At 62.8% G+C, this 24,280-nt stretch carries 23 protein-coding genes and 1 tRNA gene; 12 read left to right on the forward strand and 12 right to left on the reverse strand.

Features of this window, described 5'->3' with window-relative positions:
* Positions 1-82: 82 nt before the first annotated feature.
* Positions 83-853: a helix-turn-helix transcriptional regulator gene (locus tag V6590_RS01815; RefSeq protein ID WP_335418655.1), complete on the forward strand. Its 771-nt coding sequence runs from the start codon at positions 83-85 to the stop codon at positions 851-853.
* A gap of 414 nt (positions 854-1,267) precedes the next feature.
* On the opposite strand, the gene tsf is transcribed toward V6590_RS01815, so the two are convergent.
* Both tsf and rpsB read right to left on the reverse strand, forming a co-directional pair.
* Positions 1,268-2,164, reverse strand: a complete 897-nt coding sequence (gene tsf, locus V6590_RS01820; protein ID WP_335418658.1) for a translation elongation factor Ts — start codon at positions 2,162-2,164, stop codon at positions 1,268-1,270.
* A 94-nt stretch (positions 2,165-2,258) separates the two neighbouring features.
* Positions 2,259-3,020: a 30S ribosomal protein S2 gene (gene rpsB, locus V6590_RS01825; RefSeq protein ID WP_335418660.1), complete on the reverse strand. Its 762-nt coding sequence runs from the start codon at positions 3,018-3,020 to the stop codon at positions 2,259-2,261.
* 202 nt (positions 3,021-3,222) lie between these two features.
* Here rpsB and V6590_RS01830 point away from each other — a divergent pair.
* A tRNA-Gly gene (locus tag V6590_RS01830) sits at positions 3,223-3,296 on the forward strand.
* 108 nt (positions 3,297-3,404) lie between these two features.
* On the opposite strand, the gene aroB is transcribed toward V6590_RS01830, so the two are convergent.
* Positions 3,405-4,520, reverse strand: a complete 1,116-nt coding sequence (gene aroB, locus V6590_RS01835; RefSeq protein WP_434063221.1) for a 3-dehydroquinate synthase — start codon at positions 4,518-4,520, stop codon at positions 3,405-3,407.
* Between the two features lie 13 nt (positions 4,521-4,533).
* Complete coding sequence (locus tag V6590_RS01840; RefSeq protein ID WP_335419363.1) at positions 4,534-5,100, reverse strand: shikimate kinase; 567 nt, start codon at positions 5,098-5,100, stop codon at positions 4,534-4,536.
* Between the two features lie 148 nt (positions 5,101-5,248).
* Here V6590_RS01840 and V6590_RS01845 point away from each other — a divergent pair, with 148 nt between their 5' ends.
* The 4 genes from V6590_RS01845 to V6590_RS01860 are packed head-to-tail and all read left to right on the forward strand — an operon-like array spanning position 5,249 to position 9,226.
* A complete protein-coding gene (locus V6590_RS01845) occupies positions 5,249-5,383 on the forward strand; it encodes a hypothetical protein (RefSeq protein WP_335418662.1) in 135 nt (44 codons plus the stop codon).
* Complete coding sequence (locus tag V6590_RS01850; protein WP_335418664.1) at positions 5,373-6,971, forward strand: hypothetical protein; 1,599 nt, start codon at positions 5,373-5,375, stop codon at positions 6,969-6,971. Before V6590_RS01845 ends, V6590_RS01850 begins: the two co-directional genes overlap by 11 nt.
* A 3-nt stretch (positions 6,972-6,974) precedes the next feature.
* Positions 6,975-7,916: a site-specific tyrosine recombinase XerD gene (locus tag V6590_RS01855; protein ID WP_335418666.1), complete on the forward strand. Its 942-nt coding sequence runs from the start codon at positions 6,975-6,977 to the stop codon at positions 7,914-7,916.
* Positions 7,913-9,226 (forward strand): HlyC/CorC family transporter, encoded by a 1,314-nt coding sequence (locus V6590_RS01860; RefSeq protein WP_335418668.1) that lies wholly within the window; start codon positions 7,913-7,915, stop codon positions 9,224-9,226. The genes V6590_RS01855 and V6590_RS01860 overlap by 4 nt, the downstream gene beginning before the upstream one ends.
* Before the next feature lie 2 nt (positions 9,227-9,228).
* Here the strand turns inward: V6590_RS01860 and V6590_RS01865 are convergent, their stop codons facing one another.
* Both V6590_RS01865 and V6590_RS01870 read right to left on the reverse strand, forming a co-directional pair.
* Positions 9,229-10,665, reverse strand: a complete 1,437-nt coding sequence (locus V6590_RS01865) for a CAP domain-containing protein (protein WP_335418671.1) — start codon at positions 10,663-10,665, stop codon at positions 9,229-9,231.
* A gap of 130 nt (positions 10,666-10,795) precedes the next feature.
* Entirely contained in the window at positions 10,796-12,379 is a 1,584-nt protein-coding gene (locus V6590_RS01870) for a helicase HerA-like domain-containing protein (protein WP_335418674.1), read from the reverse strand.
* A gap of 426 nt (positions 12,380-12,805) precedes the next feature.
* Here V6590_RS01870 and V6590_RS01875 point away from each other — a divergent pair, with 426 nt between their 5' ends.
* On the forward strand, positions 12,806-13,456 hold the full coding sequence (locus tag V6590_RS01875) for an invasion associated locus B family protein (protein WP_335418676.1): 651 nt from the start codon (positions 12,806-12,808) through the stop codon (positions 13,454-13,456).
* 53 nt (positions 13,457-13,509) lie between these two features.
* Here the strand turns inward: V6590_RS01875 and V6590_RS01880 are convergent, their stop codons facing one another.
* The 4 genes from V6590_RS01880 to V6590_RS01895 are packed head-to-tail and all read right to left on the reverse strand — an operon-like array spanning position 13,510 to position 17,751.
* A complete protein-coding gene (locus tag V6590_RS01880; RefSeq protein ID WP_335418679.1) occupies positions 13,510-14,721 on the reverse strand; it encodes a beta-ketoacyl-[acyl-carrier-protein] synthase family protein in 1,212 nt (403 codons plus the stop codon).
* Positions 14,718-14,981, reverse strand: coding sequence for an acyl carrier protein (locus V6590_RS01885; protein WP_335418681.1), 264 nt, complete (start codon positions 14,979-14,981; stop codon positions 14,718-14,720). Before V6590_RS01885 ends, V6590_RS01880 begins: the two co-directional genes overlap by 4 nt.
* 46 nt (positions 14,982-15,027) lie before the next feature.
* On the reverse strand, positions 15,028-16,107 hold the full coding sequence (gene lpxD / locus V6590_RS01890; RefSeq protein ID WP_335418684.1) for a UDP-3-O-(3-hydroxymyristoyl)glucosamine N-acyltransferase: 1,080 nt from the start codon (positions 16,105-16,107) through the stop codon (positions 15,028-15,030).
* 36 nt (positions 16,108-16,143) lie between these two features.
* A complete protein-coding gene (locus tag V6590_RS01895; protein ID WP_335418687.1) occupies positions 16,144-17,751 on the reverse strand; it encodes a L,D-transpeptidase family protein in 1,608 nt (535 codons plus the stop codon).
* 329 nt (positions 17,752-18,080) lie between these two features.
* Here V6590_RS01895 and mepK point away from each other — a divergent pair, with 329 nt between their 5' ends.
* Entirely contained in the window at positions 18,081-18,650 is a 570-nt protein-coding gene (gene mepK, locus V6590_RS01900) for a peptidoglycan L,D-endopeptidase MepK (RefSeq protein ID WP_335418692.1), read from the forward strand.
* Positions 18,651-18,729: 79 nt separating this feature from the next.
* Here the strand turns inward: mepK and V6590_RS01905 are convergent, their stop codons facing one another.
* On the reverse strand, positions 18,730-19,476 hold the full coding sequence (locus V6590_RS01905; protein ID WP_335418694.1) for an RlmE family RNA methyltransferase: 747 nt from the start codon (positions 19,474-19,476) through the stop codon (positions 18,730-18,732).
* Positions 19,473-20,609: a Ppx/GppA phosphatase family protein gene (locus V6590_RS01910; protein WP_335418696.1), complete on the reverse strand. Its 1,137-nt coding sequence runs from the start codon at positions 20,607-20,609 to the stop codon at positions 19,473-19,475. The genes V6590_RS01905 and V6590_RS01910 overlap by 4 nt, the downstream gene beginning before the upstream one ends.
* A 304-nt stretch (positions 20,610-20,913) precedes the next feature.
* On the opposite strand from V6590_RS01910, the gene V6590_RS01915 reads away from it, so the two are divergent.
* The 4 genes from V6590_RS01915 to V6590_RS01930 all read left to right on the forward strand — a co-directional run bounded on the left by V6590_RS01915 (position 20,914) and on the right by V6590_RS01930 (position 24,108).
* Positions 20,914-21,216, forward strand: coding sequence for a virulence factor (locus V6590_RS01915; RefSeq protein WP_335418699.1), 303 nt, complete (start codon positions 20,914-20,916; stop codon positions 21,214-21,216).
* Between the two features lie 34 nt (positions 21,217-21,250).
* A complete protein-coding gene (locus tag V6590_RS01920; protein ID WP_335418701.1) occupies positions 21,251-22,171 on the forward strand; it encodes a methylenetetrahydrofolate reductase in 921 nt (306 codons plus the stop codon).
* Positions 22,172-22,183: 12 nt separating this feature from the next.
* The gene (locus V6590_RS01925) at positions 22,184-23,164 is read left to right on the forward strand and encodes a methyltetrahydrofolate cobalamin methyltransferase (protein WP_335418704.1); all 981 of its coding nucleotides are present in this window, start codon (positions 22,184-22,186) and stop codon (positions 23,162-23,164) included.
* Positions 23,165-23,385: 221 nt separating this feature from the next.
* On the forward strand, positions 23,386-24,108 hold the full coding sequence (locus tag V6590_RS01930; RefSeq protein ID WP_335418707.1) for a calcium-binding protein: 723 nt from the start codon (positions 23,386-23,388) through the stop codon (positions 24,106-24,108).
* Positions 24,109-24,280: the final 172 nt, after the last annotated feature.

A 24,280-nucleotide genomic window follows, 5' to 3' on the forward strand; every position in this document is an offset into this window, starting at 1 on the left:
CTTTATCGGCAAGGCCCTTGGCAAAGCACTGCTGCCGGTTCAATCTGCTGCCATGCCCTTTTCATAATCAGGTGTTTTTGCTGTGACTGTGGTTCTGGATCTGATCAACCAACTGGCAACCGCCATGGACGGGGACGAGGTCTGGCGATTGGCAACGGCGCATTTTCGCACGCGCGGCTTTGCCATGGCGAATTACGGTTACACCCGGTTCCGCGATGCCACGGCGATCGGCAACCCAAGGGATGCGATCTATCTTACCACCTGCCCGCCTGACTATGCGCAAAGCTATTTCGGCGACGGGCACTATGCTCGAACGCCTGCCTATCGGTGGGCACTGGAGCATAGCGGTCTGACGACATGGCGTTGGGTGGAGGAAGATTTTCGTGCCGGACGGCTAAGCCGCGACGAGGCCGCGGCGGTCGAGACCAACCTGGCGCTTGGTATCCGGGCGGGCCTGACTATCAGCTTCCCCGACCCTACACCGCGCCACAAGGGAGCGCTTGGCCTTATCGCCGATCCGGGGCTGGATCACGATTCGGTCGATGCGATCCTGTCACATAGCAGGGCCGAAATCGAAGCGGTGGCCCATGTCATGCATTTGCGCATCTGCCAGCTGCCCTTGCCTGCCTTGCGTCGCCGCCTGTCGCAACGCCAACGCGAAGCACTGGAATGGGTGGCACAGGGCAAGACCATGCAGGACATTGCCACCCTGATGAAGGTATCGCCCGCTATGGTGGAAAAGCACCTCAGGCTGGCGCGGCAGGCGCTGGAGGTTGAAACCACCAGTCAGGCAGTCGCCAAAGCCACTTTGCTGAACCTGATCTTTCCGGCAATGCCTTCTGCCGAGGGTTGAGCATCTCCACCTTTGGTTTATGGGTGCGGATTCTCGTGCGTTAATAAAGCGTTAATACGAAGGGTCAGGTAAGGTATTCCTTACTTACCTGACGTCATTCTCTGTGGCATTGTGAACTTGTTCCTTCAGTGGTGGCTTCGGCCTTGGAACACCAGCGACAGACCGGACTTATTGGCTTCGGTGTGTCGCCTTCGTCGCAAGACGGGGAAAGGTCCGGCAGCGGTGGGTATTTTGGCCATGCGCACCGGAAATATTCGCGCCCCCACCCTCATCCCCAAGGGGTGCAGGAACGGTGCAGTCCTGGGGACTGCACCGTTTTTCTTTTTGGGCCTCTGCATCCTGGGCCTTCCCAAGTTGGCATAGAAAAAGGCGGCCCCGTCAAGGGCCGCCCTTCCTGTCTCGATCTGCCGGAAATCAGCCCTGCAGGGCCTTGGCGACTTCTGCGGCGAAATCTTCTTTCTCTTTCTCGATGCCTTCGCCCACAGCCATACGCACAAAAGCCACCACTTCCACACCCGCATCCTTGGCAGCCTGAGCCACGGTGATGTCGGGGTTGATGACGAACTTCTGGTTCAGCAGGGTCGATTCTTCGAAGAACTTCTTCATCCGGCCCGGGATGATGTTGTTCTGGATGACCTGCTCGGGCTTCGGCTTGGCCGAGGCGGCGTTTTCTTCCAGCGCCTTGGCGGTCTGCACGGCCAACTCACGCTCGACCACGGTCGGGTCCATGTCGGCTTCCGACAGCGACACCGGCGAGGTTGCAGCGATGTGCATGGCGATCTGCTTGCCGATGCCGTTGTCAGCGCCCTTCAGCGCAACCAGCACGCCAATGCGGCCCAGACCGTCAGCCGCAGCGGTGTGGATGTAAGCGGCGACCGAGTCACCTTCCACAGCGGCCATGCGGCGCAGGGTCATGTTTTCGCCGATGGTGGCGATGGCGTCGGTCAGCGATTCCGAAACGGTCTTGTCGTTCAGGGCGGCACCTTTCAGTGCTTCCACGTCCGACACGCCCAGAGCGGCAGCGGTGATGCCACGCACGAGGTTCTGGAAGTCGGCGTTCTTGCCAACGAAGTCGGTTTCCGAGTTCACTTCGACAGCAACGCCCTTGCCACCCGATACGGCCACGCCCACCAGCCCCTCGGCGGCGACGCGGTCGGCCTTCTTGGCGGCTTTCGCCAGACCCTTGGTGCGCAGCCAGTCAACGGCGGCTTCCATGTCGCCATTCACTTCGGTCAGCGCCTTCTTGGCGTCCATCATGCCTGCGCCGGTGGCTTCGCGCAGTTCCTTCACCATCGCTGCGGTGATTGTCATGTCAATTCTCCTGGAACGTATGATCCCGGCAGGCTTTACGCCCGCCGGGTAACGCAAATGCGACGGGGCGCAGCGGCGCCCCGACCGGGCCCGATCAGGCCTCGGTCACTTCCTCTTCGGGAGCAACTTCCAGCGCGCCCAGATCGACGCCTGCCGCACCCAGCTGGGCCGACATGCCGTCCAGAGCCGCACGGGCCACGAGGTCGCAATACAGTGCGATGGCGCGGGCCGCGTCGTCATTGCCCGGGATCACATAGTCCACGCCCTTGGGCGAGCAGTTGGTGTCAACCACGGCCACAACCGGGATACCCAGCTTCTGTGCCTCGAGGATGGCGAGGTCTTCCTTGCCCACATCGATGATGAACAGCAGATCCGGCACGCCGCCCATTTCACGGATCCCGCCCAGCGAGGCCTGCAGTTTGGCCTGCTCGCGTTCCATGTTCAGGCGCTCTTTCTTGGTGAGGCCTTCAGCGCCGGTCGCCATCAGCTCGTCGATTTGCTTCAGACGCTGGATCGACTGCGACACGGTTTTCCAGTTGGTGAGCGTGCCGCCCAGCCAGCGGTGGTTCATGTAGAACTGGGCCGACTTTTCGGCGGCTTCGGCGATGGCCTTCTGAGCCTGACGCTTGGTGCCGACGAACAGGATGCGGCCACCCTTGGCGACGGTGTCGCGCACGACTTTCAGCGCCTGGTCCAGCATCGGAACGGTCTGGGTCAGGTCGAGGATGTGAATCCCGTTCCGGTCGCCATAGATGTATTCCGCCATGCGCGGATTCCAGCGTGCGGTCTGGTGGCCGTAGTGAACGCCAGCTTCAAGCAGCTGACGCATCGAAAATTCGGGGAGCGCCATGTCCATATCCTTTTCCGGTTTGCGCCTCGGCGAAGCCTTGAGGGTTTGCACCCAACCGGCGGACTGTCCGGGATGTCTCCCCTTCCAGCCCAAGCCTCGCCTGTGAAGTGGCGTGCCTTTACCGCGCCCCCTGCCCGATTGCAAGGCATGAAAAGTGGTGCAGGCCTGCTTGACCTTGATACGGTGCTGGCTTATCTGCTTCTCCGACGCGGGTGTAGCTCAATGGTAGAGCCGCAGCTTCCCAAGCTGATGACGAGGGTTCGATTCCCTTCACCCGCTCCAACCTCCCAATTCTTCTGCGCTAATCCGGCTTCAGGTCATGCGACGGCCCGTTGCAGGCGACTGTCAGATTTGTGTTGCAAGAAGTGCCTGCGATGGTGTGACGGGCCTTCAGGCCCGCGTTTCCAGAGCATCCCGCAGCAATGTCAGCACCGCATCGCGCGGCACGTCGGCGGTAACGAAAGCGTCGCCGATCCCGCGCGCCAGGATGAAGCGCAGCGCCCCATCCACCACTTTCTTGTCCTGCGCCATCAGATCCAGCAAGGTTTCGGCCCCCGGCAGATCGCCCGGGATGTCATGCAGATCAACCTTCATGCCCATGTCACGCAGATGCGTCCGTACCCGGCTGGGGGCCTCTTGCGCGCAAAGACCAAGCCGCTGCGACAGTTCAAACGCCAATGCGCAGCCGATGGCCACGCCTTCGCCATGCAGCAACCTCGCGCCGTCATATTCGGTCGCGCTCTCCAAGGCATGACAGAAGGTATGCCCCAGGTTGAGCAGCGCCCGTTCGCCTTCTTCGGTTTCGTCGCGTTCGACGATCCCGGCCTTCATCTGAACCGAACGTGCCACGGCATATTGCCGGGCCGCCTTGTCCCCCGCGGTCAGGGCCGGGCCGTTGCGTTCCAGCCAGTCGAAAAACGCCGAATCCCCCAGCAGGCCGTATTTCACCACCTCGCCATAACCAGACAGGAAATCGCGCGGCGGCAGGCTGTCCAGTACGCCGATATCGGCCAGAACCAGGCTGGGCTGGTGGAAGGCTCCGACAAGGTTCTTGCCCTGCGCCGTATTGATCCCGGTCTTGCCGCCAACCGAACTGTCCACCTGCGCCAGGAGCGACGTCGGGATCTGCACAAAGCGGACGCCCCGGCGCAGCACCGCCGCCGCAAATCCCACCAGATCGCCGATCACCCCGCCGCCAAGCGCGACCACCACATCGCGGCGTTCGACCTTCTGGTCAAGCAGCCATTCCACCGTCCGCGAAAACTGCGCCCAGCCCTTCGTGGCCTCGCCCGCGGGCAGCACCAAGGCCTCAGACGTAATGCCTTCTGCGGCCAATGCTGCCTGCAACGCAGGCCAATGCAGCGCCGCCACATGCGCATCGGTGACCACCGCCACGCGCTTGCGCCGCAGAAGGGGCGCGATTTCTGCCCCGGCACGCGCAAGCAGGCCCTGCCCGATCCGCACCTCATAGGTCCGCGCGCCCAATGCGACCGGCACTACATCCATCGCCACCATGATCTTATCCTTCCAACACGTCGCCATGCGCGCGCAGCGCCTCGCTCACCCGCAAGGCCATCTGTTCGATCGACAGTTCGGGGGCGGCATCTACCGTCAGGTCGGCCAGCGCATAGCTGGGCACCCGCGCCTCATACAACTGTCTCAGGGTTTCGCGCGGGTTGGCGGTGCGCAACAACGGGCGCGTGGTCTTGTGGCGCACACGCTGCCACAGAAGATCAAGATCGGCGCGCAGCCAGACTGATACCCCGGCCTCGTGTACAATCTCGCGGTTCTTCTCGCTCAGGAACGCGCCTCCGCCGGTGGACAGCACGCAAGGCTCGCCCCGGACCAGCCGCGTCAGCACTTCGCTTTCACGGGCGCGGAAAAAGGGCTCACCGTCCCTTTCGAAGATTTCGGCGATGCTGCGCTGCGCGGCTTTCACGATTTCTTCGTCGGAATCGCAGAATGGCACCCCCAGAAGCCGCGCCAGCGCGGTGCCGACCGCCGTTTTTCCGGCGCCCATCATCCCCACCATCACGACCGTCTTCTTCAGCCGCACCGTTCCCCACCCTTTTGCTTCCGGTTGCAGCCTTTCCGCCGACTGCAAACTTTTGTCCCTGAATGGCGTGAACTCGCGCGAAATGCCATATATAATCGTCGCCAATCAGCTGCCTTGTCCGTGTCATCGGACGGGGGCAGCGGCAAGAAACGGGCAGCGGCAAAGGATATCGGGCACCATGGGACGGATCATCAAACTGCTTTTTCTGCTGCTCTTGCTGGGATTTGCAGGGCTGACCGGCTACGCCTTCCTGGCCGATCTGGGCCCCGATCAAGATCTGGTCACCAAACCGGCGGTGCTGGATGCCAATTGATCCGGCGCCATGGCTGATCCGAAAACCAGCCCTTTCTCTGGTCGCCCTTCTGGCCCTGAGCGGGCCAGTTGCGGCCGAAGGGCCGCTGTCGGCCATTGACTGGCTGTCGGAATCGGTCAACCCGCGGGGCGCCACGCAGTCGGCGGCCTCTGCCGCGCCACATCCGCGCGCCGGTGTGAACGAGCCTCCGCCGGTGAAAAGTGCCACACCGGGCAAGGTGAGTGTCAGTGTGATCGGGGCTGCCACGGTCGATGGGTTGGGTCTCTTGTCCGCCGCGCGCACCGGCCTGCCGCATCAGCTTTGGGCGCTGACCCCATCAGAAGAACTCGCCCGCCAGATTACCGCCGAGCGGGTCGATACCCTGCCCGCGTTGCGCAGCTTGTTGATTACCCTGCTGTTGGCCGAGACAGCGCCCCCTGTGGACAGTGACACCCGTGGCATCCTGTTCCTGTCCCGTGTGGACAAGCTGCTGGCGATCGGCGCGCTGGATCAGGCGGCGGCATTGACCGGACTTGCTGGTCCGACAACGCCGGAAATCTTTCGCCGGCATTTCGACATCGCGCTGTTGCAGGGTGAAGAAGATGCCGCCTGCGCCACGATGCAATCGGCCCCGCATCTGGCCCCGACCCTGCCCGCCCGGATCTATTGCATGGCGCGCGCCGGTGATTGGCAAACGGCTGCGCTGACTTTCGACACGTCCTTGGCGCTTGGCACGGTCGCGCCCGAGACCGAGGCGCTGCTGGAGCGGTTCCTTGATCCCGAACTGGCCGATGGCGCCGAACCCTTGCCGCAGCCGGAAACCCCGACCCCACTGGTCTGGCGGATGTATGAAGCCATTGGTGAACCCCTGCCAACCCTCGGCTTGCCGCTGGCCTTTTCACATGCCGAATTGCGGCCACAGGCCGGATGGAAGGCCCAGCTTGAGGCGGCAGAACGTCTGGCCAAGGCCGGTGCGATCAGCGCCGCCACATTGCTTGCCATCTATACCGAACGTGAACCTGCGGCGTCCGGGGGCGTCTGGGATCGGGTGCAGGCCTTTCAGGACTTCGACGCGGCGCTGCAATCGGGCAAGCTGGACGCGATCAGCGAAACGCTGCCGGTGGCCTGGAACGCGATGGCTGATGCCGAACTGGAAATCCCCTTTGCCCAGCTTTACGCCGAACGCCTGATGCGCCTGCCCCTGCAGGGCACGGTGATGCCTCTGGTGCTGCGCATTGGTCTGCTCTCACCGCAATATGAACGGGCCGCGGCCGCGCGTCAGGCGGTGCAGCCGTCTCCCGCCGGGGAAGAGGCCTTCCTGATCGGGCTTGCCCTGGGCCAGATCGAAGGTCTGCCCGCGCCCGACAGCATGGCCCGTGCCCTGGCACCGGCCTTCCTGCGCGCCGAAGTGTCCGAAGACGCGCAGCGCCTGATCGACGATCGCCGCATCGGCGAGGCATTGCTGTTGGCCATTGATCTTGTCGGGCGCGGCGTCACAGGGGAACCGCGCCGCGTGGCAGAGGGCCTGTCGCTTCTGCGCCTGCTGGGGCTCGAAGATGTGGCGCGGCGCACGGCGCTGGAATTGCTGCTGCTGGAACGGCGGGGCTGACCGATGGCCGACATGCAGCGCTGGATTTCGGCCTTTCTGGAGGCGCAATCTGCCGAGCGCGCGGCTGCGCGCAATACCCAACTGGCCTATGGCCGCGATCTGCTGGATTTCGCGGGCTGGCTGGCGCGGCAGGGCGCGGATTTTGCCGGGGCCAGCCGTGCCCAGGTCGAGGATTACCTGATCGCCTGTGAGGCCGAAGGTCTGTCCAAGGCTACTCGTGCCCGGCGTCTGTCGGCCATCCGGCAATTGTACCGTTTCGCGCATGAAGAAGGCTGGCGCGCGGATAATCCCGCGCTGCGCCTGCGCGGCCCGGGGCTGGACAAGCGCCTGCCGCAGGTTCTGACCCATGACGAGGTGGATCGCCTGCTGGAAGCCGCGCGTGACAAGGGCCGCTCGCTGGACGATCAGGCCCGCAACTGTGCGCTTGTTGAGCTGCTCTATGCCACGGGGATGCGGGTGTCAGAGCTGGTGGAACTGCCGGTGGCCGCAGTGCGTGGCGATCCGCGCATGATCCTGGTGCGTGGCAAGGGCGGCAAGGAACGCATGGTGCCGCTTTCCCCCCCTGCGCGCGAGGCCGTGGCCGATTGGCTGGCTCGCCGCGACCGGGCCGAAGAGATCGACCGCAAGGCAGGCCGTGCAGGCTCGAAATACCTGTTCCCCTCGCGCGGCAGCGCCGGGCATCTGACGCGCAACCATTTCTATGTGCTGATCAAGCAGATTGCCGTGTTGGCCGGGGTCAGCCCGGCCAAGGTCACGCCGCACACCCTGCGCCATGCCTTCGCCACCCATCTGCTGGCAGGCGGGGCCGATTTGCGGGTGATTCAGACGCTTCTGGGCCATGCCGATGTTGCCACGACCGAAATCTATACCCATGTGCTGGACGACCATCTGAAATCGCTGGTACTTGACCACCATCCCCTAGCTGACAGGACCGAAGACCCATGACCGAAGACACCGCAGTGTTGCTGAGCCCCGGCGACTGGATCATGGGTGCGGCCATTCTGGGCCTCCTGCTGCTTTCGGCCTTCTTTTCCGGGTCGGAAACCGCGTTGACCGCGGCGTCGCGCGGCAAGCTGAAGGCGCAGGCCGACAAGGGGTCGCGCGGGGCCGCGACCGCCATGGCGGTGACCGAAGACAGTGAACGCATGATCGGTGCGCTGCTGCTGGGCAACAATATCGTCAATATCCTGTCGGCCTCGCTCGCCACGGCGTTGCTGACGAAACTCTTTGGCAGCAATGGCGTCGCCATCGCCACATTTGTGATGACGGCCCTTGTGCTGGTTTTTGGCGAGGTGCTGCCCAAGACGCTGTCGATCACCTATCCCGAGGCGGTGGCAACCCGTGTCGCACCGGTGATCCGGGCGCTGATGATGGTCTTTTCGCCGGTTGTTGCCGTAGTGCGCCTGCTGGTGCGCGGGCTCTTGCGCCTGCTGGGGGTAAAGCCCAACGCCGATGGCCACATGCTGGCCATGCGCGAGGAAATCGTCGGCGCCATTGCGCTTGGCCATAGCGAGGGCGCGGTGGAAAAGGAAGACCGCGACCGCCTGCTGGGCGCCCTGCATCTGGGCGACCGCACGGTGGAAGAGGTGATGAAGCACCGCCGCCATATCGAGATGATCGATGCCGATCAACCGGCCAGCGCGATCCTGTCGCAGGTTCTGGCCTCGCCCCATACCCGCCTGCCCTTGTGGCGCAATGAACCCGAGAACATCGTCGGCGTGATCCATGCCAAGGATCTGCTGCGCGAAGTGGAACGGGTGCTGAGCGGCAGCGAAACCCAGCCGGGCGATCTGTCCCAGCTCGATGTGCTGAAAGTGGCGATGAAGCCCTATTTCGTGCCCGAAACCACCACGCTGGACGAGCAGATGCGCGAGTTCCTGAAGCGGCGCACCCATTTCGCGCTGGTGGTCGATGAATATGGCGCGATCCAGGGCCTGATCACGCTGGAAGACATTATCGAGGAAATCGTCGGCGATATCACCGACGAATTCGACGTGGTACAAAAGGAACAGGCCCTGAAACGCGATCCCGCCGGGGATTATCTGGTCGATGGCGCCATGACGATCCGCGACCTGAACCGCGCGATGGATTGGTCATTGCCTGATGACGAGGCCAACACGGTGGCCGGCCTCGTGATCCATGAAGCGCAGATGATCCCCAATGTGGGACAGGCGTTCAGCTTCCACGGCTTCCGCTTTGAAGTGGCCGCGCGGCGGGAAAACCGGTTGACCAAGCTGAAGATGCGCCCGCTGTAAGGTCAGACAATCTCGATCGCGCTGGCCAGTCCTGACAGGCTTGTCAGGCCCTCCAGCGTGATCGTGCCCATCTTGCCGAAATCGAAAACCACGCCCTCGGACGTGACTTCGGCAAAGGTATTGATCACCTTGTTCGCGCTGTATGTGCCGCGCCAAAGCGCATCATCCAGCAAGAGCTTGTCCCCGGCCTTCACGTTGAAATCGCCGATCGTGTCATCGCCAAAGCTGCGATTGAACACAAACTTGTCGGCCCCGGCATTGCCTGCCAGGCGATCATTCCCGGCACCGCCATAAAGCGTGTCATTGCCCGCGCCACCTTCCAGCCGGTCGCGACCACCATCGCCATAAAGCCGGTCATTGCCGCCCTCGCCCAGCACGGCATCATTGCCCAGATCGCCGCGCAGCGTGTCATTCCCGGCACCGCCCCAAAGCCGGTCATTTCCGGCTTCCCCCAGAATGGAATCGTTGCCCGTGCCGCCATAGGCGCTGTCATCCCCTGCGCCGCCGCCCAGCAGATCCTTGCCGCCTTCGCCCAGCAGGATATCGTTGCCATCCTTGCCCCAAAGCGCGTTGGCCGCATCGTTGCCGGTCAATTGGTTATTCGCGGCGCTGCCGATCAGATCAACCGCCGCAATGCCCAGAACCTTTGCATCGGGAATGCCGGAGACAAGTTCGATATCGCCGGTCGCCAGCAAGACCTTGCCGTTCACCACATCAAGTTTCACATTGCCATCGGCCAGATCAACGATGACCCGTGCCTCTTCCCCAATCGCAACCGTCACCTTCTTGCCTGCTGCCGATGACAGCGCATAGCCGCCCGGCGCTTCGGTCCGGTCGCTGGAGCCGCCGACGATGCGAAACAGCAAGTCGGCGCGGCCTTCACCGATGTCATAGAATTCGTCCCTGTCGCGGTCGGTATAGGCCACACCGGTGACATAGGCGGTGGACCGGTGCAGGCCGAAATTCTCGGTCAGGTATTTCCACTGGCTGTTGGTTTCCAGCGCAACCCCGATTTCCCGGTAATTCCCCGCGATCATGTTGGCGCGGTGCGGTGCGCTCTTGAACAGGTTGGCATGCAGCATGTCCATCAAGGCCTGGGGGGAAACCGAATTGGTCACCCCGGCGATGTTTTCGCCCCAGCCTGCATTTGACATGCTGAACCCTGCGGCCTTCAGCCGGTCCTCCAGCGTAACGTTGCCTTCTTGGACATGGCTGAAATGGTTCGTTGACGCCATGTAAAGTGAATGGCCGGTTGCCGACATATCTAGCTCGGCGACAAAGGCCAGCGGTTCCTTGGGGTCGGTCGTGATGGCATCCCAGCCCGATCCAGGCAAACCGACATTCAGCCCGTATTTCTGACGCGCAGCCTCGGCCGCAGGGTCAAGCCGCGCCCGGTTGATAAGCTCGATCAGATACTGCTCTGCCTCGGTCAGTGCCATGGATCATGTCTCCACAAGATGAACCTTCCGGCGCTGGCGCCGGAACACGGCACCACCCTTGCCGCAAGACGACGACATTTTTGCGGCCAAAGGGGGCTGCAATCAAGGCCTCCGCCTGTAAAGTGGCGGATCAGCGCCTGCTGCCGAACAGCGAACCCAGAACGCCGCGCACGATGGCCTGGCCTGCCTTGTTCCCCAACTGCCGGGCAAAGCTCTTGGCGAAGGCATCGCTGACACTGTCGCTTTGCCTGCGCGGGGCGTGCTTGGCGGGTTCGGTCTTGCGGCTCGCGCTGCCATCAAAGCGGCGGCCCCGGTTGAACTCGCGCATCTCACCCGGATCGATGCGCAGGTCATCCGCATGTCCTGGCACGGGTGGCGGTTGTTGCCCTTCGGCGGCACGGGCCGATGCCTCGGCACGGGCGCGCAGCCGTTCATAGGCCGAGTCGCGATCCATCGGCGTGTCGTATTTTCCGCGCAGCGGCGACGCGGCGATCAGTTGCGCCCGAAGCGCCGGGTCAATCGGGCCAAGCTGCGAGGACGGCGGCCGGATCAGCGTGCGTTCGGCGATGCCCGGCACGCCCTTGGCCTCCAGAAACGAGGTGACCGCCTCGCCCGTGCCTACATCGCGAATCGCATCGGCAATGCCAAAGCGCGGGTTGGGGCGGTAGGTTTCCGAGGCCCGGCGCAGATCCTGCTGATCGCGGGCGGTGAAGGCCCGCAATGCGTGCTGCACCCGATTACCCAACTGACCCAGGATCGTGTCGGGCACATCGGTGGGGTCCTGGGTGATGAAATAGATCCCAACCCCCTTGGACCGGATCAGCCGGGCCACCTGTTCCACCTTGGCCACAAGCGCCTTGGGGGCATCGTTGAACAGAAGATGCGCCTCGTCAAAGAAGAAGACCAGTTTCGGTTTGTCGGGATCGCCGACCTCGGGCAGTTCCTCGAACAGCTCCGACAGAAGCCAGAGCAGGAAGGTCGCATAGAGCCGCGGGCTTTGCATCAGCCGGTCAGCCGCCAGCAGGTTCACCCGGCCCCGACCATCGGGATCGACCTGCATCAGATCGGCCAGTTGCAGCGCCGGTTCCCCGAACAGCCCCGCCCCACCTTCGTTTTCCAGAACCAGCAACCGGCGCTGGATCGCCCCGATCGAACTTTCGGAAACCAAACCATAACGGGTTGAAATTGCACTGGCATTTTCGGCGATGAACACCAGCATCGCCTGCAGGTCCTTCAGATCCAGCAGCGGCAGCGCCTCTTCATCGGCCAGCCGGAACGCGATGTTCAACACCCCTTCCTGCGGTTCGGTCAGGTCCAGCAACCGGGCCAGCAACAAGGGGCCCATTTCGGAGACCGTGGCCCGGATCGGATGGCCCTGCTGGCCGTACAGATCCCAATAGGTGACCGGGCAGGCCGCATATTGCAGGTCCAACCCGATGGTCGCCGCGCGTCTGCTGAAGGCCTCATGCAGTTTGTGGCTGGGCGATCCGGCCATCCCGATGCCCGCCAGATCGCCCTTGATATCCGACAGGAAGACCGGCACGCCCGCGGCGGAAAAGCCTTCGGCCAGCACCTGCAGCGTGACGGTCTTGCCGGTGCCCGTCGCCCCCGCGATCAGACCATGGCGGTTACCGTATTTCAGCAGAAGGCGCTGCGCAGCCCCATACCCTTCTCCGCCGCCACCCACGAAAATTGCCGCTTCTTCGCCGCTCACACTGTCACCTCTGGCCCTGTTTCCTGTCGAAAATACAATGTTAACGCATTTCTGCCAGTCTTGATCTTGTCCGGTGGCGCTGTCGCGTCCCGGTCTGTGACTTCCTCCCTGTGGACTGGCCGCGCCCGAAATGGCGCGGCTTTTTTACATGATTTTCATTTGGCCCTGACCGGAATTTGCTGTTGACCTGTGCCGACACAGGCCGTAGCGTCTTCAACAATGAAGTCGGCCAGTCCGACAGGGAGCATAAAGCAATCAGAAAAGGGTCGGGTCAAACCGGCCCTTTTCGTTTTTCCCCGCGGGGGCCGCCCGGGCTGGCGGGGTTTTGCCCATATCCGGTGCAAGCCTTTGTGACAGGGCGATTTCCGGCCTGACTTCATCCCCCGCCCGTGGTATCGGGCGGCGGTAACATTGAAGGACGACCCCATGTCGAAATTTGACCTGACCAAGGCTTTCGCCATCACGCTTGCCATTGGCTGCGCTTCAGCCGCCTTTGCACAAGAGACCACCGCCCCGGCCGAGGGCGCAGCCCCGACCGAAGCTGCGCCGGCAGCCCCGACCGAAGCTGCCCCTGCCGCTACCGAGGCAGCACCCGAAGCCGCGCCCGCAGCCGATGGCCCGGGCACGGTCTATGTGAAAGCGACCAATGGTGATTGGGAAGAACGCTGCATGCGCGGCGGTGAAGGCCAGCCTGACCTGTGTCAGATGTATCAGGAACTGAAGGATCAGACCGGCAACAATGTCGCCCTGATCAGCATGTTCCCGCTGCCAGCCGGCGAACAGGCCGTGGCAGGCGCCGTGGTTTCTGTTCCGCTGCTGACGCTGCTGCCGGCGGGTTTGTCGATGCAGATCGATTCGTCCAAGGCCAAGAGCTACCCCTACACCTTCTGCGATCAGGCCAGCTGCGTGGCGCGGATCGGGTTTCTTCCCGAAGAAGTGGCCGCGATGAAGAAGGGCAACAAGATCACCATGCAACTGGTTCCGGCGCAGGCCCCCGATCAGGTGGTGAAGGTGGAGGTTTCGTTGAAGGGCTTTACGGCGGCCTATGATGCGATGCCGCCCGCCACCAAGCCCTGAGGGCCAAGGATTTGGGACAAGGGGCCGCGCCACAAGGTGCGGCCCTTTTCGTTTCAAGGCGCCTTGCGCAGGGCCAGAACCGCGTTCAGCCCGCCAAAGGCAAAGGCATTCGACAAAACGGCATTCACCTTGGCTTCGCGCGCCACATTCGGCACCACATCCAGTGCACATTCGGGATCGGGCTCTTCATAACCCACGGTCGGTGCAATCACACCGTCACGGAGTGCCATGATACAGGCCAGAAGTTCCACCGCGCCGGTCCCGCCGATCAGATGACCATGCATGGATTTGGTGGAAGAAATCATCAACCGGTCGGCCTGCGCCCCGAAAACATCCGCCACGGCAGCACATTCGGTCTTGTCATTGGCAGCCGTGCCCGTGCCATGGGCGTTGATATAGCCGACATCCTCGGCATTCATCCCGGCATCGCGCAGCGCCCCCGCCATGGCGCGCGAGGCCCCCTGCTTGGACGGCATCACGATGTCAGAGGCATCCGATGTCATGGCAAAACCCACAACCTCGGCCAGGATCTCGGCCCCGCGCCGTGCCGCCTGTTCGTAATCCTCGAACACGAAGACGGCGGCACCTTCGCCTTGCACCATGCCGTTTCGGGTCAGGCTGAAGGGGCGGCAGGCGTCTTTCGACATCACGCGCAGCCCTTCCCAGGCCTTGATCCCGCCAAAGCACAGCATCGCCTCGGACCCGCCGGTGATCATCGCCCGGCACTGCCCCATGCGCACCATCTGGAACGCCTGCCCCATGGCATGATTGCTGGAGGCGCAGGCGGTGGATACGGTAAAGACCGGCCCCTTGATGTTGAACTCCATCGACAGATGGCTGGCGGCCGCGCTGTTCATCAGCTTGGGCACCACAAAGGGATGGACGCGGTTCTTTCCCTCTTCATAGACCGTGCGGTAATTTTCGTCCCAGGTATTCACCCCGCCCGCCGCTGTGCCCAGCACGATCCCGGTGTCATAGCCCAGATGGCCATCGAAATTCAGCCCCGATTGCGCCACGGCCTGACGCGCGGCCAGCAGGGTGAACTGGGTGAATTTATCATAAAGTACAATCTGTTGCCGGTTGAACTTCTCATCCGGTTCCCAGTTGTGTACCTGCCCCCCGATCTGGATTGCCAGCCGGTCCCTGTCACGGATATCCAGCGGTGTGATCCCGCAGCGGCCTTCGCGAAAGGCGGCCAGCGTTCCGGGCACATCATGGGCCAGCGCGTTGATCGTGCCAGCCCCGGTAATGACGACGCGCCTCATGCTGCCTTCCGCGCCACCAGCCCCTCGACCGCCGCGACAATGGCCGCGACCGAGCTCATGTCGAATTCGGATTTGCCGGGCTCATTGGCATTGAAGGGCACGGAAATATCAAAGGCCTCTTCAATGGCGAAGATGGTCTCCACAAGGCCCAGACTGTCCAGACCCAGATCCTGCACCGAATCCGTCAGCCGGATATCGGCCACATCCATCACAGCCTGTTCGGCCAGAATGGCGATCACACGATCCTGCACGTTTTGCATTGTCCCACCTCCTGTCAGCCGGAATGGCCAAGATATGGGGGCCGTATCAAGGTTTTGAAACAGATTTCTGAAGCTCGGCCAGTTGGGCAGCCATTCGGGGCAGCCGACGCAGGGCCTTGTTGATCTCCATCTGCGTTTCCATCTTCACCGCCGGATAGCCCAGAAGCACCCGTCCCGCCGGTGCATTGGTGAAAATCTTGGTCGCGCCCCCCGCGATCACATCATCGCCCACAAAGATATTGTCATTCACCCCGCATTGCCCCGCCAGCACAACGCGGTCGCCGATCCGGCTTGAACCCGCAATCCCGACTTGCCCGCACAGCAGGCAATCGCGGCCCACCTGCACATTGTGGCCGATATGAACCAGGTTATCCAGCTTGCTGCCCGAACCGATGCTGGTGTCGCGGATCGTGCCGCGGTCGATGCAGGCATTGGCGCCGATTTCCACATCATCGCCGATGGTCACTGCGCCCAGACTGTGAATCCGTGTCCAGCTTTGTTGGCGGATTTCTTCACGATGTCCAAGGGTTGCGCGGATTTCTTCAACCCCGCTCCGTTCCGGCGTGACGAACGAGAACCCATCAGCCCCGATCACCGCGCCGGGCTGGCAGATGAAACGGTCGCCAATGGTGACACGGGCCCCGATCCTTGCGCCCTGCAGGATCAGAGCATCCGCGCCAAGGCTGGCGCCTTCGGCAATGCTGACCTGTGCGGCGATGCGCGCGCGCGGGCCTATGGTCACGCCTGCCCCGATCACCACAAAGGGACCGATGGCCGCATCTTCGGCGATCCGGGCTGTGGGGTCGATCACCGTCATCGGGTGAATACCCGCAGCAATGTCCGGCCCCGGGTCCATCATCGTGGTGAGCCCGGCCATCGCCACCCGCGACCGGGGGGCAAAGATGGCGGCCTCCAGCCCCAGATCCTGCCAATCCGCCCCTTGCCAAAGCAACGCGGCACGGGCCTTCCCCCTGGCCAGACCGCCCGCATATTTGGGGTCCATCGCCAAAGCCAGATCATCGGGGCCAGCCGCCTGCGGTTCTGCGGCGCGGGTTACCCGCAGGTCCAGATTGCCGGCAGCTTCCGCCCCAAGGGCAGTGGCAATGTCGCGGATCGTATGGCTCATGGCGTCCTCAAGCAGGCAAAAGGCCCTGCCCCTGATCTAGCCCTGTTGATCGCCCTGCGCCACCCCGGCCGCGCGCAGCGCCTGATAGATCGCGGCGTCGCGGCCATAGATATCGCGGCGATAGTTCATCTGGCCCTTCGCGCCCGGATAGGCGGTGAAGTAGACGATATGCACCGGCACATGATCGTTCAGCTTCACACCCTGTTCCGACCCTGTGTTCAGGATGCGCTGGAATTCATCCACCGGCGCGGCGCTTTGCTTTTCCAGCAGCGCATAGGCAAATTCGAAAGGTTGGCCCAGCCGGATACAGCCGTGGCTATAGGCGCGCACCTCATGTTCGAACAGCGATTTCGACGGAGTGTCATGCAGATAGATGTTCCACTGATTGGGGAACAGGAACTTCACCAGCCCAAGCGCATTGCCGTCCGATGGGGGCTGGCGCATCGCATAGGGGAAGTTCGCGGCGGTATATTTGCCGAAATTCACATTGCCCCGGCTGACCACGCGCCCGTTGCGATCCACGATCTGCAGATGACCTGCCGCATTTGGGTTCTTCTTCAGCAGCGGCAGATATTCCTTGGTGGTGATGGACCGCGGCACCGACCATGACGGGTTGATGACCATCAACTCCATCTCGTCGGAAAATTCGGGCGTGCGCTGATCGGGAACATTCTTGCCGATCACTGCGCGGGTGACGAATGTTTCCTTGCCATCATCCATGATGCGGGCAGTGAAATCGGGCAGGTTGACCCAGACATGACGGCGCCCGCGATCCATATTGATCCAGCGTTCACGCTCCAGCGCGACAAGGATGGATTTCAGACGCTCCTCGGGCGGCGTGTTGATCTCGGCCAGCGTATCGGCATCGGCGATTCCGTCGGGTTCCAGACCATGGGCCAGCTGGAAGGCCTGCACGGCGCGTTGCAGGCTGGCGTCATATTCGCGGGTGGCCGAACGGGCCAGATAGCCCATGGCCACAAGACGATCCCGCAAGGCCACAACCCCATCGCCCGAAGCGCCGGGCTTCAGCGCGGACGATCCGGCCGGTTCGCCCCAGGTGCCACTGGCAATCACCGATTCCAGACCGATGCGCGCCTTGATAAGCTGGGCATAGCTGGGCGATTGCGGGGCAAGCCCGGCCAGAAAGCCCGCCAGATCCTCGGCCTCCAGCGCCGCCAGAACCTCGTCATCCGCGCGGCGATGCACATCGCGCACCAAGCCCGGATCAACCTTCTTCGGATTCAGCACGCCCGAATGCAGATCCTGCGCATAATCCAGAAAGGCACGGGTCATCCGTACTTCCAGTCGGCCCCGGTCGCCTTCGGTCTGGGCTGCCAGAAAGGCCTGCGACAGCGCCGCCGCATCATAGCGTTGCACTGGCAACCCGTGATCGCCCGCGCGCGTCAACGCCGCCAGAAACACATTGCGCCGCTCGGCTGCCCCTGCGGTTGTCCAGACGGGGGAATAATTGCGTCGTGCGTAGAAGGCGGCAATCGCCTCATCCTCGGCAGCCGCGATGGCAAGTGACTGGGTGAAGGGCGAAACCTGCGCCGAAACCGGTGCTGCGGGCAACGCCACTGAAAGCGTCAGGGCAAGAACAAGCGGCAAAGCCTTGCGATGTGAAAGGAAAACGGAAATGCCCATGCCCAACCCCGGCCCGTTGAAAAACACCCTTTCCCAGCCTTAGCGGAGAGTCGTTCGCCCTGTCCATTCACAACAGAGCGGGAAATCAGGCAAAACTGCACAGGCAAGGGCAAAATTGTCACATTTCGGCAACGTGGCCAAAGTTTGCCGCACCTGCAGACTTTCTGCGAACCGTTTAGCAGATTTTTGCCTATTGGCGCTTTGATGGGGTTATGCGGCCAATCTTGCGCTTCTGTTGCGAATCCACCTGTGCCATAAAGACGGTGCACTTGGGGATAAGTGGCAGAAACCCGCAGAGACATGCGGTAGAACACCGAGGGACAGGCGAAATGACCAATTCTGCAAGCACCGGTTTCACGCGGCGTGGCCTGTTGGGTCTGTTCGCGGCGACGGCGGTGGTGGCAGCGCCCACCTATTCGAACGCTTTCGGTCTGCTGCGCGGCGCGGGCGATATTCGCCGCATCCGGATGTATTCGGGCCGCACCGGCGAAAGCATCGATACGATCTACTGGATCGAAGGCAAGTACATCAAGGAAGTCGTGAAGGAAATCAATTACTTCATGCGCGACTGGCGGACTGACGACACCATGTCGATGGATCTGCGCACCATCGATATCATGGCCGCCTCGCACCGTATTCTGGATGTCAGCGAACCCTATATGCTGCTGTCGGGCTATCGCAGCCCCAAGACCAATGCGATGCTGCGGTCGCGTTCGCGCGGTGTGGCGAAGAAATCGTTGCATATGGTGGGTCAGGCGGCAGACCTGCGTCTGAAATCGCGGTCTGTGGGCCAGATGGCCCGCGCGGCAGAGGCTTGCGCTTCGGGCGGGGTCGGGCGCTATTCAGGGTCGAATTTCGTTCACATGGATTGCGGTCCGGTTCGCCATTGGGGCGGCTGAAAGCTCGGGTCAGGCCGGTCCAGAATTGGTTGCAAAAAGAACAGGGCGCCCTTCTCAGGCGCCCTTTGTCATTGCGGTTTCACGCCTCGTCCTCCGGGGCTTCCTCCTCGTCCGACCGGCCCCTGAAACCCATCGCCACCACGAATTTTTCGGAACTGTCCGACCGGCTTGACGGCGGTTTGACATTGGCCACCTTGCGGAAATTGCGCTTCAGCATGGCGTTCATCTCGTTTTCCGCCCCGCCCGCCAGCACCTTGGCAACGAATGTGCCGTCTTCCTCCAGCACATCGAAGGCAAAGGCCAGTGCAGCCTCGACCAGTGCGATGATGCGCAAGTGATCGGTGCCCTTGTGGCCCGATGCGGCTGCAGCCATGTCGCTCATCACCACATCGGCGCGGCCACCAAGCCAGGTTTTCACCTTCTCATCGGCTTCGTCCGACAGGAAATCGAGCTGATGGATCACCGCACCGGCGATGGGTTCCACCTCTTGCAGATCCACGCCCAGCACCGTGCCCACCGGCTTTTTCGGGTTCTGGCCAAGCGCATTCACCCGCGCCACGGCCACCTGGCACCACCCGCCCGGCGCGCAGCCCAGATCGACCACCCGGCCGCCGGGTTTCAGAAACCCGTAGCGATCATCCAGTTCCATGATCTTGAAGGCCGCGCGGCCCCGATAGCCTTCGCGCTTGGCCCGTTGGACATAGGGGTCGTTCAACTGCCGTTCGAGCCAGAGGGTCGAAGACAGTTTCCGCCCCTTGGCGGTCTTGACCTTCACGCGCAATTCGCGCTGGCCGCGGCCTGAAGTGTTCTTGGGCGGTGTCGTCATCTGTAAGGTCCATCTTCCAGAACGCCATCGGCGCTCATCTGGGCATAAAGCAGCCCCTCGCGCAGGCCACGGTCGGCGACCGACAGTCGGTCGGTCGGCCAGATCCGCATCAGGGCCTGCAGGATTGCGGCACCGGACATGATCAGCGTGTGCCGGTCGCGCCCGATGCGCGGATCAGTCCGGCGGCCATCAGGGCCGAGCGAAAGGTAATCCCGGATCACCGTATCAATCTGGGTCGAAGTCATGCGCAAGCCATCAACCTTGGTTCGGTCATAGCGGCGCAGGCCAAGAAAGCTGGCCGCCACGGTGGTCACGGTGCCCGAGGTGCCGATGATCTGGAACCCCTCGCGCGGCTGTTCCGCATGATACGGCGAAAACCCGGCCAGATTTTCCTCGAAATACCAGCTCATCAGGGCAAACCGCGCGGCGTCATCTTCGACATCGGCAAACTGATCCTTCAGTGTCGCCACCCCCAGCGGGACCGAAATCCAGTCTACCACCCGTGCGAGCGGCTGCCCCGGGGCGGTAAAGCCCTTGCGCATCCCCATGATCGCGCGGGGCCGGTCTTCCGGGGCGACGGCAGACAGGTCGATCCAGACCAGTTCGGTCGAACCACCGCCAATGTCGATCACCAGCAACTGTTCGGTGCGTTTCGACACCAGCGGCGCGCAAGAGATCACTGCCAGCCGCGCCTCTTCCTCGGCCGGGATCACCTCCAGCGACAGGCCGGTTTCGCGGCGCACCTGACGGATAAAATCACGCGCATTTCTGGCGCGGCGGCAGGCTTCGGTCGCCACCAGCCGCATCCGCGACACACCATGCTTTTCGATCTTCTTCTGACAGATGCGCAAGGCCTGCACCGTGCGCCCCATCGAGGCACGCGATAACCGGCCTGAGGCTTCAAGCCCCACGCCAAGCTGGACAGTCTTGGAAAAGCTGTCCACAACCGTGAACTGGCTGCCGCGCGGCGCGGCAATCAGCATACGGCAACTGTTCGTGCCCAGGTCGAGCGCCGCATAGAGCGGCGGGCCCGACAGGGCGTCAGGAGGAGACGACGGTTCGACCGCAGGCGCACCGGCCGGCGCGACATCTGACGGGATCGCGTCCTCTCCTCGGGGACGCACGGGCGACATATTCCGCCCTCCATTTCAAGTTGGGATCAGCTTACGCCTGCCGCCCCCCTCGTGCAAGCCCGCAGCAGGCAAGCCCGGCGAAGGGTCGGCCTGCATTTCCGTGAAGATGAACAAAAGTCATGTTCCAGATGCAGCAAATTCACCGGATGACGGGGCGCAACCCTCTCGTCCGGGCGCGCGGGATCGCCTAGAAGGAAGCGGCGGAAGCTCTGTCGCTCGTTGCGCGGCGAATGTCGAAAACCGACACTGCCCGCCGCAAGCCGACGCTTAGAACGGTAAAACAGGAACAAGGGGAATCAGCCCGATGCCAGAGGTGACCATCGTCTATTGGCGCGACATCCCGGCCCAGGTGATCGTGGGCAAGGGACGGCGCGGGTCGAAGGTGCAACTGCCCGAACGCTTTGAACAGGCGATCGACCGCTGCGCCATGAAGATCGGCGCCAAGGATGCCGATGCCTATCTGGCCGAATGGCGCAAGGCTGCCCCCTATGAGGTGGAGGGCGAGCCGGACGAGGTTGCAAAGACCGAAGCCGCCCGTCTGGACGCCGAATATGACACCGCGCGCCTCAAGGCGCTGATCGAAGCCGAGGGCCGCGCCGCGCCGTGACGCGCGCCGCCCGCACCAAGCAGGAGCCCGCCCGATGGCGCTGTTCAACTTCCGCCGCGATGCCGCCCCGACTGCCGGGGTCAACCCCGAGGTCGAAACCTTCCTGCAGGGTTTCTCGATGGAGGTGATGCCGCGCACCGCCGAGAAGGTCGAGGATTTCCGCGCGATCCTGCCAAAGGGCACGCGCGTCTACATCGCCCATATCGAGGGCACGCCGATTGCCGACATGGTGGCCACGGCCAAGCGCATCGCGGGCGAAGGCTTTGATGTCATGCCGCATTTTCCGGCGCGCATCATCCCGGATCGTGCCACGCTGACCGATTGGATCGCGCGCTACAAGGGCGAGGCGGGCGTGAAGCAGGCCCTGCTGCTGGGCGGCGGCGTGAACACCCCGGCAGGTGACTATGACAGTTCGATGCAGCTGATCGAAACCGGCCTGTTTGACGGGTTCGAACGTCTGCATGTGGCGGGCCACCCCGAAGGCAACAAGGACATCGACAAGGACGGCGGCGATGCCATCGTGATGCAGGCGTTGAAGTGGAAACAGGATTTCGCCAATCGCACGGATGCGAAAATGGCGATCGCTACGCAATTCTGCTTTGAGGCGGGTCCGGTCATCGACTGGGTGAACAAGATCAACGCGGCGGGCGTTTCGATTCCGGTGCATATCGGTGTGGCAGGCCCGGCCAAGCTGCAGACCATGATCAAATTCGCCATTGCCTGCGGCGTCGGCCCGTCGCTGCGCGTGCTGCAAAAGCGCGCCATGGATGTGACCAAGCTGCTGCTGCCCTATGAACCCACCGAATTCCTTGCCGATCTTGCTGCCCACAAGGCCAAGACCCCCAGTTTCGGTATAGAATCCGTGCATTTCTTCCCGCTGGGTGGCATCAAGACCAATGCCCAATGGGCGACCGACCATGGCGGCGCTTCTGGCGTGCCCGCCGCACAAGCATAAGGACCAAGACCCGTGACCCGGACCGTTATCGAATCCAAGACCAAAACCGTCGTCATCGGCTTTGACGAGCCCTTCTGCGTGATCGGCGAGCGCATCAACCCGACGGGCCGCAAGAAACTGGCGGCTGAACTGGAGATGGGCAATTACGACACCGTCATCAAGGACGCGCTGGAACAGGTGGCCTGTGGCGCGACCGTTCTTGACGTGAACTCGGGCGCTGTCTTCACCAACAAGATGGCTGAAGATCCGCGCTATGCCGACAACAACTTTGTCGAGCCGCCGCTGATGAAGGCGCTGATCGAGATCATCCAGCAAACCGTGGACGTGCCGCTGTGCATCGACAGCTCGGTCCCGGGCGCACTGGAAGCCGGTCTGATGGCCTGCGAAGGCCGCCCGCTGCTGAATTCGGTGACGGGTGAGGAAGAGCGTCTGGAACTGGTGCTGCCGTTGGTCAAGAAATACAACGTGCCGGTCGTGGCGATCTCCAACGACGATACCGGCATTTCGCCCGATCCCGATGTTCGTTTCGAGGTTGCCCGCAAGATCGTGCAGCGCGCCGCCGATTTCGGCATCCCGGCCCATGACATCGTGGTGGACCCGTTGGTGATGCCGGTGGGCGCGATGGCCTCGGCTGGTCAGCAGGTGTTTGCGCTGGTGCGGCGTCTGCGCGAAGAGCTGGGCGTGAACACGACCTGTGGCGCCTCCAACATCTCGTTCGGCCTGCCGCATCGCCATGGTATCAACGCGGCCTTCCTGCCCATGGCCATCGGCGCGGGCATGACCTCGGCCATCATGAACCCGGTCCGTCAGGTGGAGATGGAGGCGATCCGCGCCGCCAACTTCCTGATGAACCACGATGCCAATGGCGGGGAATGGATCCGCTTTGCCAAGGTTCTGGAAGCCGTCGAAGGTGGCATGACCTTTGCCGAAGCCTCGGCCGCTGCCAGCCAGGCGGCTGGTGGTCGGCGCGGCGGTCGGCGCGGCCGCGGCTAAACCTCTGGTCTGCAAAGAATCTTCGCGGCCCGCCCTTGTGGCGGGCCGTTTCATTTTGCCTCAAGTCTGAACTATTGGTCACTATTCCGCCCGAAGACAGCCCCCCCCCTGCCGCCTGACCGTCCGAATGTGCAATCGTGGGCGCAGGGTCATTTCCGCTCTGCGCAGGGCTTTGGACATGGTTTCGCCATGTCGGTTGTGGTGCATGTAAGGGGGCAGAAATGAAAGCCATCGAGAAAACCGCGCTGTCCGGGGCGCAAGGTCTGGTCACTTCCGATCTGGCCTGGTTGCGGGACCTGCTGACCGCGCCGGTCAAGATTTTCCAGCGCGCGCCAAGCTACAATGATTCGGCACAGGAGAGTTCTGCTGCAGGGTCAGACCATATGGCCGTGCGGGGTGAAGCGGGGGCGGATCTTCTTTTGGGCCGTTCGGGCAATGACAGCCTGCGGGGCATTGGGGGTGACGATACCTTGACGGGTGGCAATGGCCATGACCGCCTGGTTGGCGGCGTGGGCAAGGATGCCCTCATGGGCGGTGCGGGAAACGATACCTTGCTGGGCGGCGGCGGCGATGACCGGTTGTCCGGCAATGGTGGTCAGGACCTGCTTTCAGGTGGTTATGGCAATGACACATTGTCCAGCGGCAGCGGGCGCAGCCAGATGTCGGGCGGTGCGGGCAATGATCGCCTGCATGCCGATCTGCGGCAATCGGGCCATGACATGACCGGTGGTAGCGGGGTCGATACCTTCATCCTGCATTCCGGTTCGGGCAGCAGCGCCAGCGTGATCACGGATTATTCGGCCGAAGATGTCGTGATCCTGGAAGGCCAGCGCCTTGTTCTGGAAAATCCGGCCACGGGCATGACCATCACGACGGAAACCGATGGCACACTCGTCACCTTTGGTGCGGGCGATACGGTTCTTCTGGCTGATTTCTGGCTGTGATTACACCGGCCCCCGGCCCTGCCGCATCCCGACGCTGATCTGCCGCGAACAGACATTGCCTGCCCGCGGCACCGCCCTAGAAAGAGGGAGCGACAGGAAAGGCTTTGGCGATGCGGGCAGGTTTCCCGGCCCAATTGAATGCACGACGGTTGCAGCAGACCCTGCGCCCCTG

Source organism: Gemmobacter denitrificans (assembly GCF_036964905.1).
Taxonomy (GTDB): domain Bacteria; phylum Pseudomonadota; class Alphaproteobacteria; order Rhodobacterales; family Rhodobacteraceae; genus Gemmobacter; species Gemmobacter denitrificans.

Coding starts and splice junctions, on each gene's coding strand:
- V6590_RS01845 (WP_335418662.1), top strand. CDS start 5,249: ATGGGACGGATCATCAAACTGCTTTTTCTGCTGCTCTTGCTGGGATTT.
- aroB (WP_434063221.1), bottom strand. CDS start 4,520: ATGGATGTAGTGCCGGTCGCATTGGGCGCGCGGACCTATGAGGTGCGG.
- V6590_RS01875 (WP_335418676.1), top strand. CDS start 12,806: ATGTCGAAATTTGACCTGACCAAGGCTTTCGCCATCACGCTTGCCATT.
- V6590_RS01895 (WP_335418687.1), bottom strand. CDS start 17,751: ATGGGCATTTCCGTTTTCCTTTCACATCGCAAGGCTTTGCCGCTTGTT.
- V6590_RS01915 (WP_335418699.1), top strand. CDS start 20,914: ATGCCAGAGGTGACCATCGTCTATTGGCGCGACATCCCGGCCCAGGTG.
- V6590_RS01885 (WP_335418681.1), bottom strand. CDS start 14,981: ATGCAAAACGTGCAGGATCGTGTGATCGCCATTCTGGCCGAACAGGCT.
- V6590_RS01930 (WP_335418707.1), top strand. CDS start 23,386: ATGAAAGCCATCGAGAAAACCGCGCTGTCCGGGGCGCAAGGTCTGGTC.
- V6590_RS01865 (WP_335418671.1), bottom strand. CDS start 10,665: ATGGCACTGACCGAGGCAGAGCAGTATCTGATCGAGCTTATCAACCGG.
- tsf (WP_335418658.1), bottom strand. CDS start 2,164: ATGACAATCACCGCAGCGATGGTGAAGGAACTGCGCGAAGCCACCGGC.
- V6590_RS01920 (WP_335418701.1), top strand. CDS start 21,251: ATGGCGCTGTTCAACTTCCGCCGCGATGCCGCCCCGACTGCCGGGGTC.
- V6590_RS01850 (WP_335418664.1), top strand. CDS start 5,373: ATGCCAATTGATCCGGCGCCATGGCTGATCCGAAAACCAGCCCTTTCT.
- V6590_RS01910 (WP_335418696.1), bottom strand. CDS start 20,609: ATGTCGCCCGTGCGTCCCCGAGGAGAGGACGCGATCCCGTCAGATGTC.
- lpxD (WP_335418684.1), bottom strand. CDS start 16,107: ATGAGCCATACGATCCGCGACATTGCCACTGCCCTTGGGGCGGAAGCT.
- V6590_RS01855 (WP_335418666.1), top strand. CDS start 6,975: ATGGCCGACATGCAGCGCTGGATTTCGGCCTTTCTGGAGGCGCAATCT.
- mepK (WP_335418692.1), top strand. CDS start 18,081: ATGACCAATTCTGCAAGCACCGGTTTCACGCGGCGTGGCCTGTTGGGT.
- V6590_RS01880 (WP_335418679.1), bottom strand. CDS start 14,721: ATGAGGCGCGTCGTCATTACCGGGGCTGGCACGATCAACGCGCTGGCC.
- rpsB (WP_335418660.1), bottom strand. CDS start 3,020: ATGGACATGGCGCTCCCCGAATTTTCGATGCGTCAGCTGCTTGAAGCT.
- V6590_RS01905 (WP_335418694.1), bottom strand. CDS start 19,476: ATGACGACACCGCCCAAGAACACTTCAGGCCGCGGCCAGCGCGAATTG.
- V6590_RS01860 (WP_335418668.1), top strand. CDS start 7,913: ATGACCGAAGACACCGCAGTGTTGCTGAGCCCCGGCGACTGGATCATG.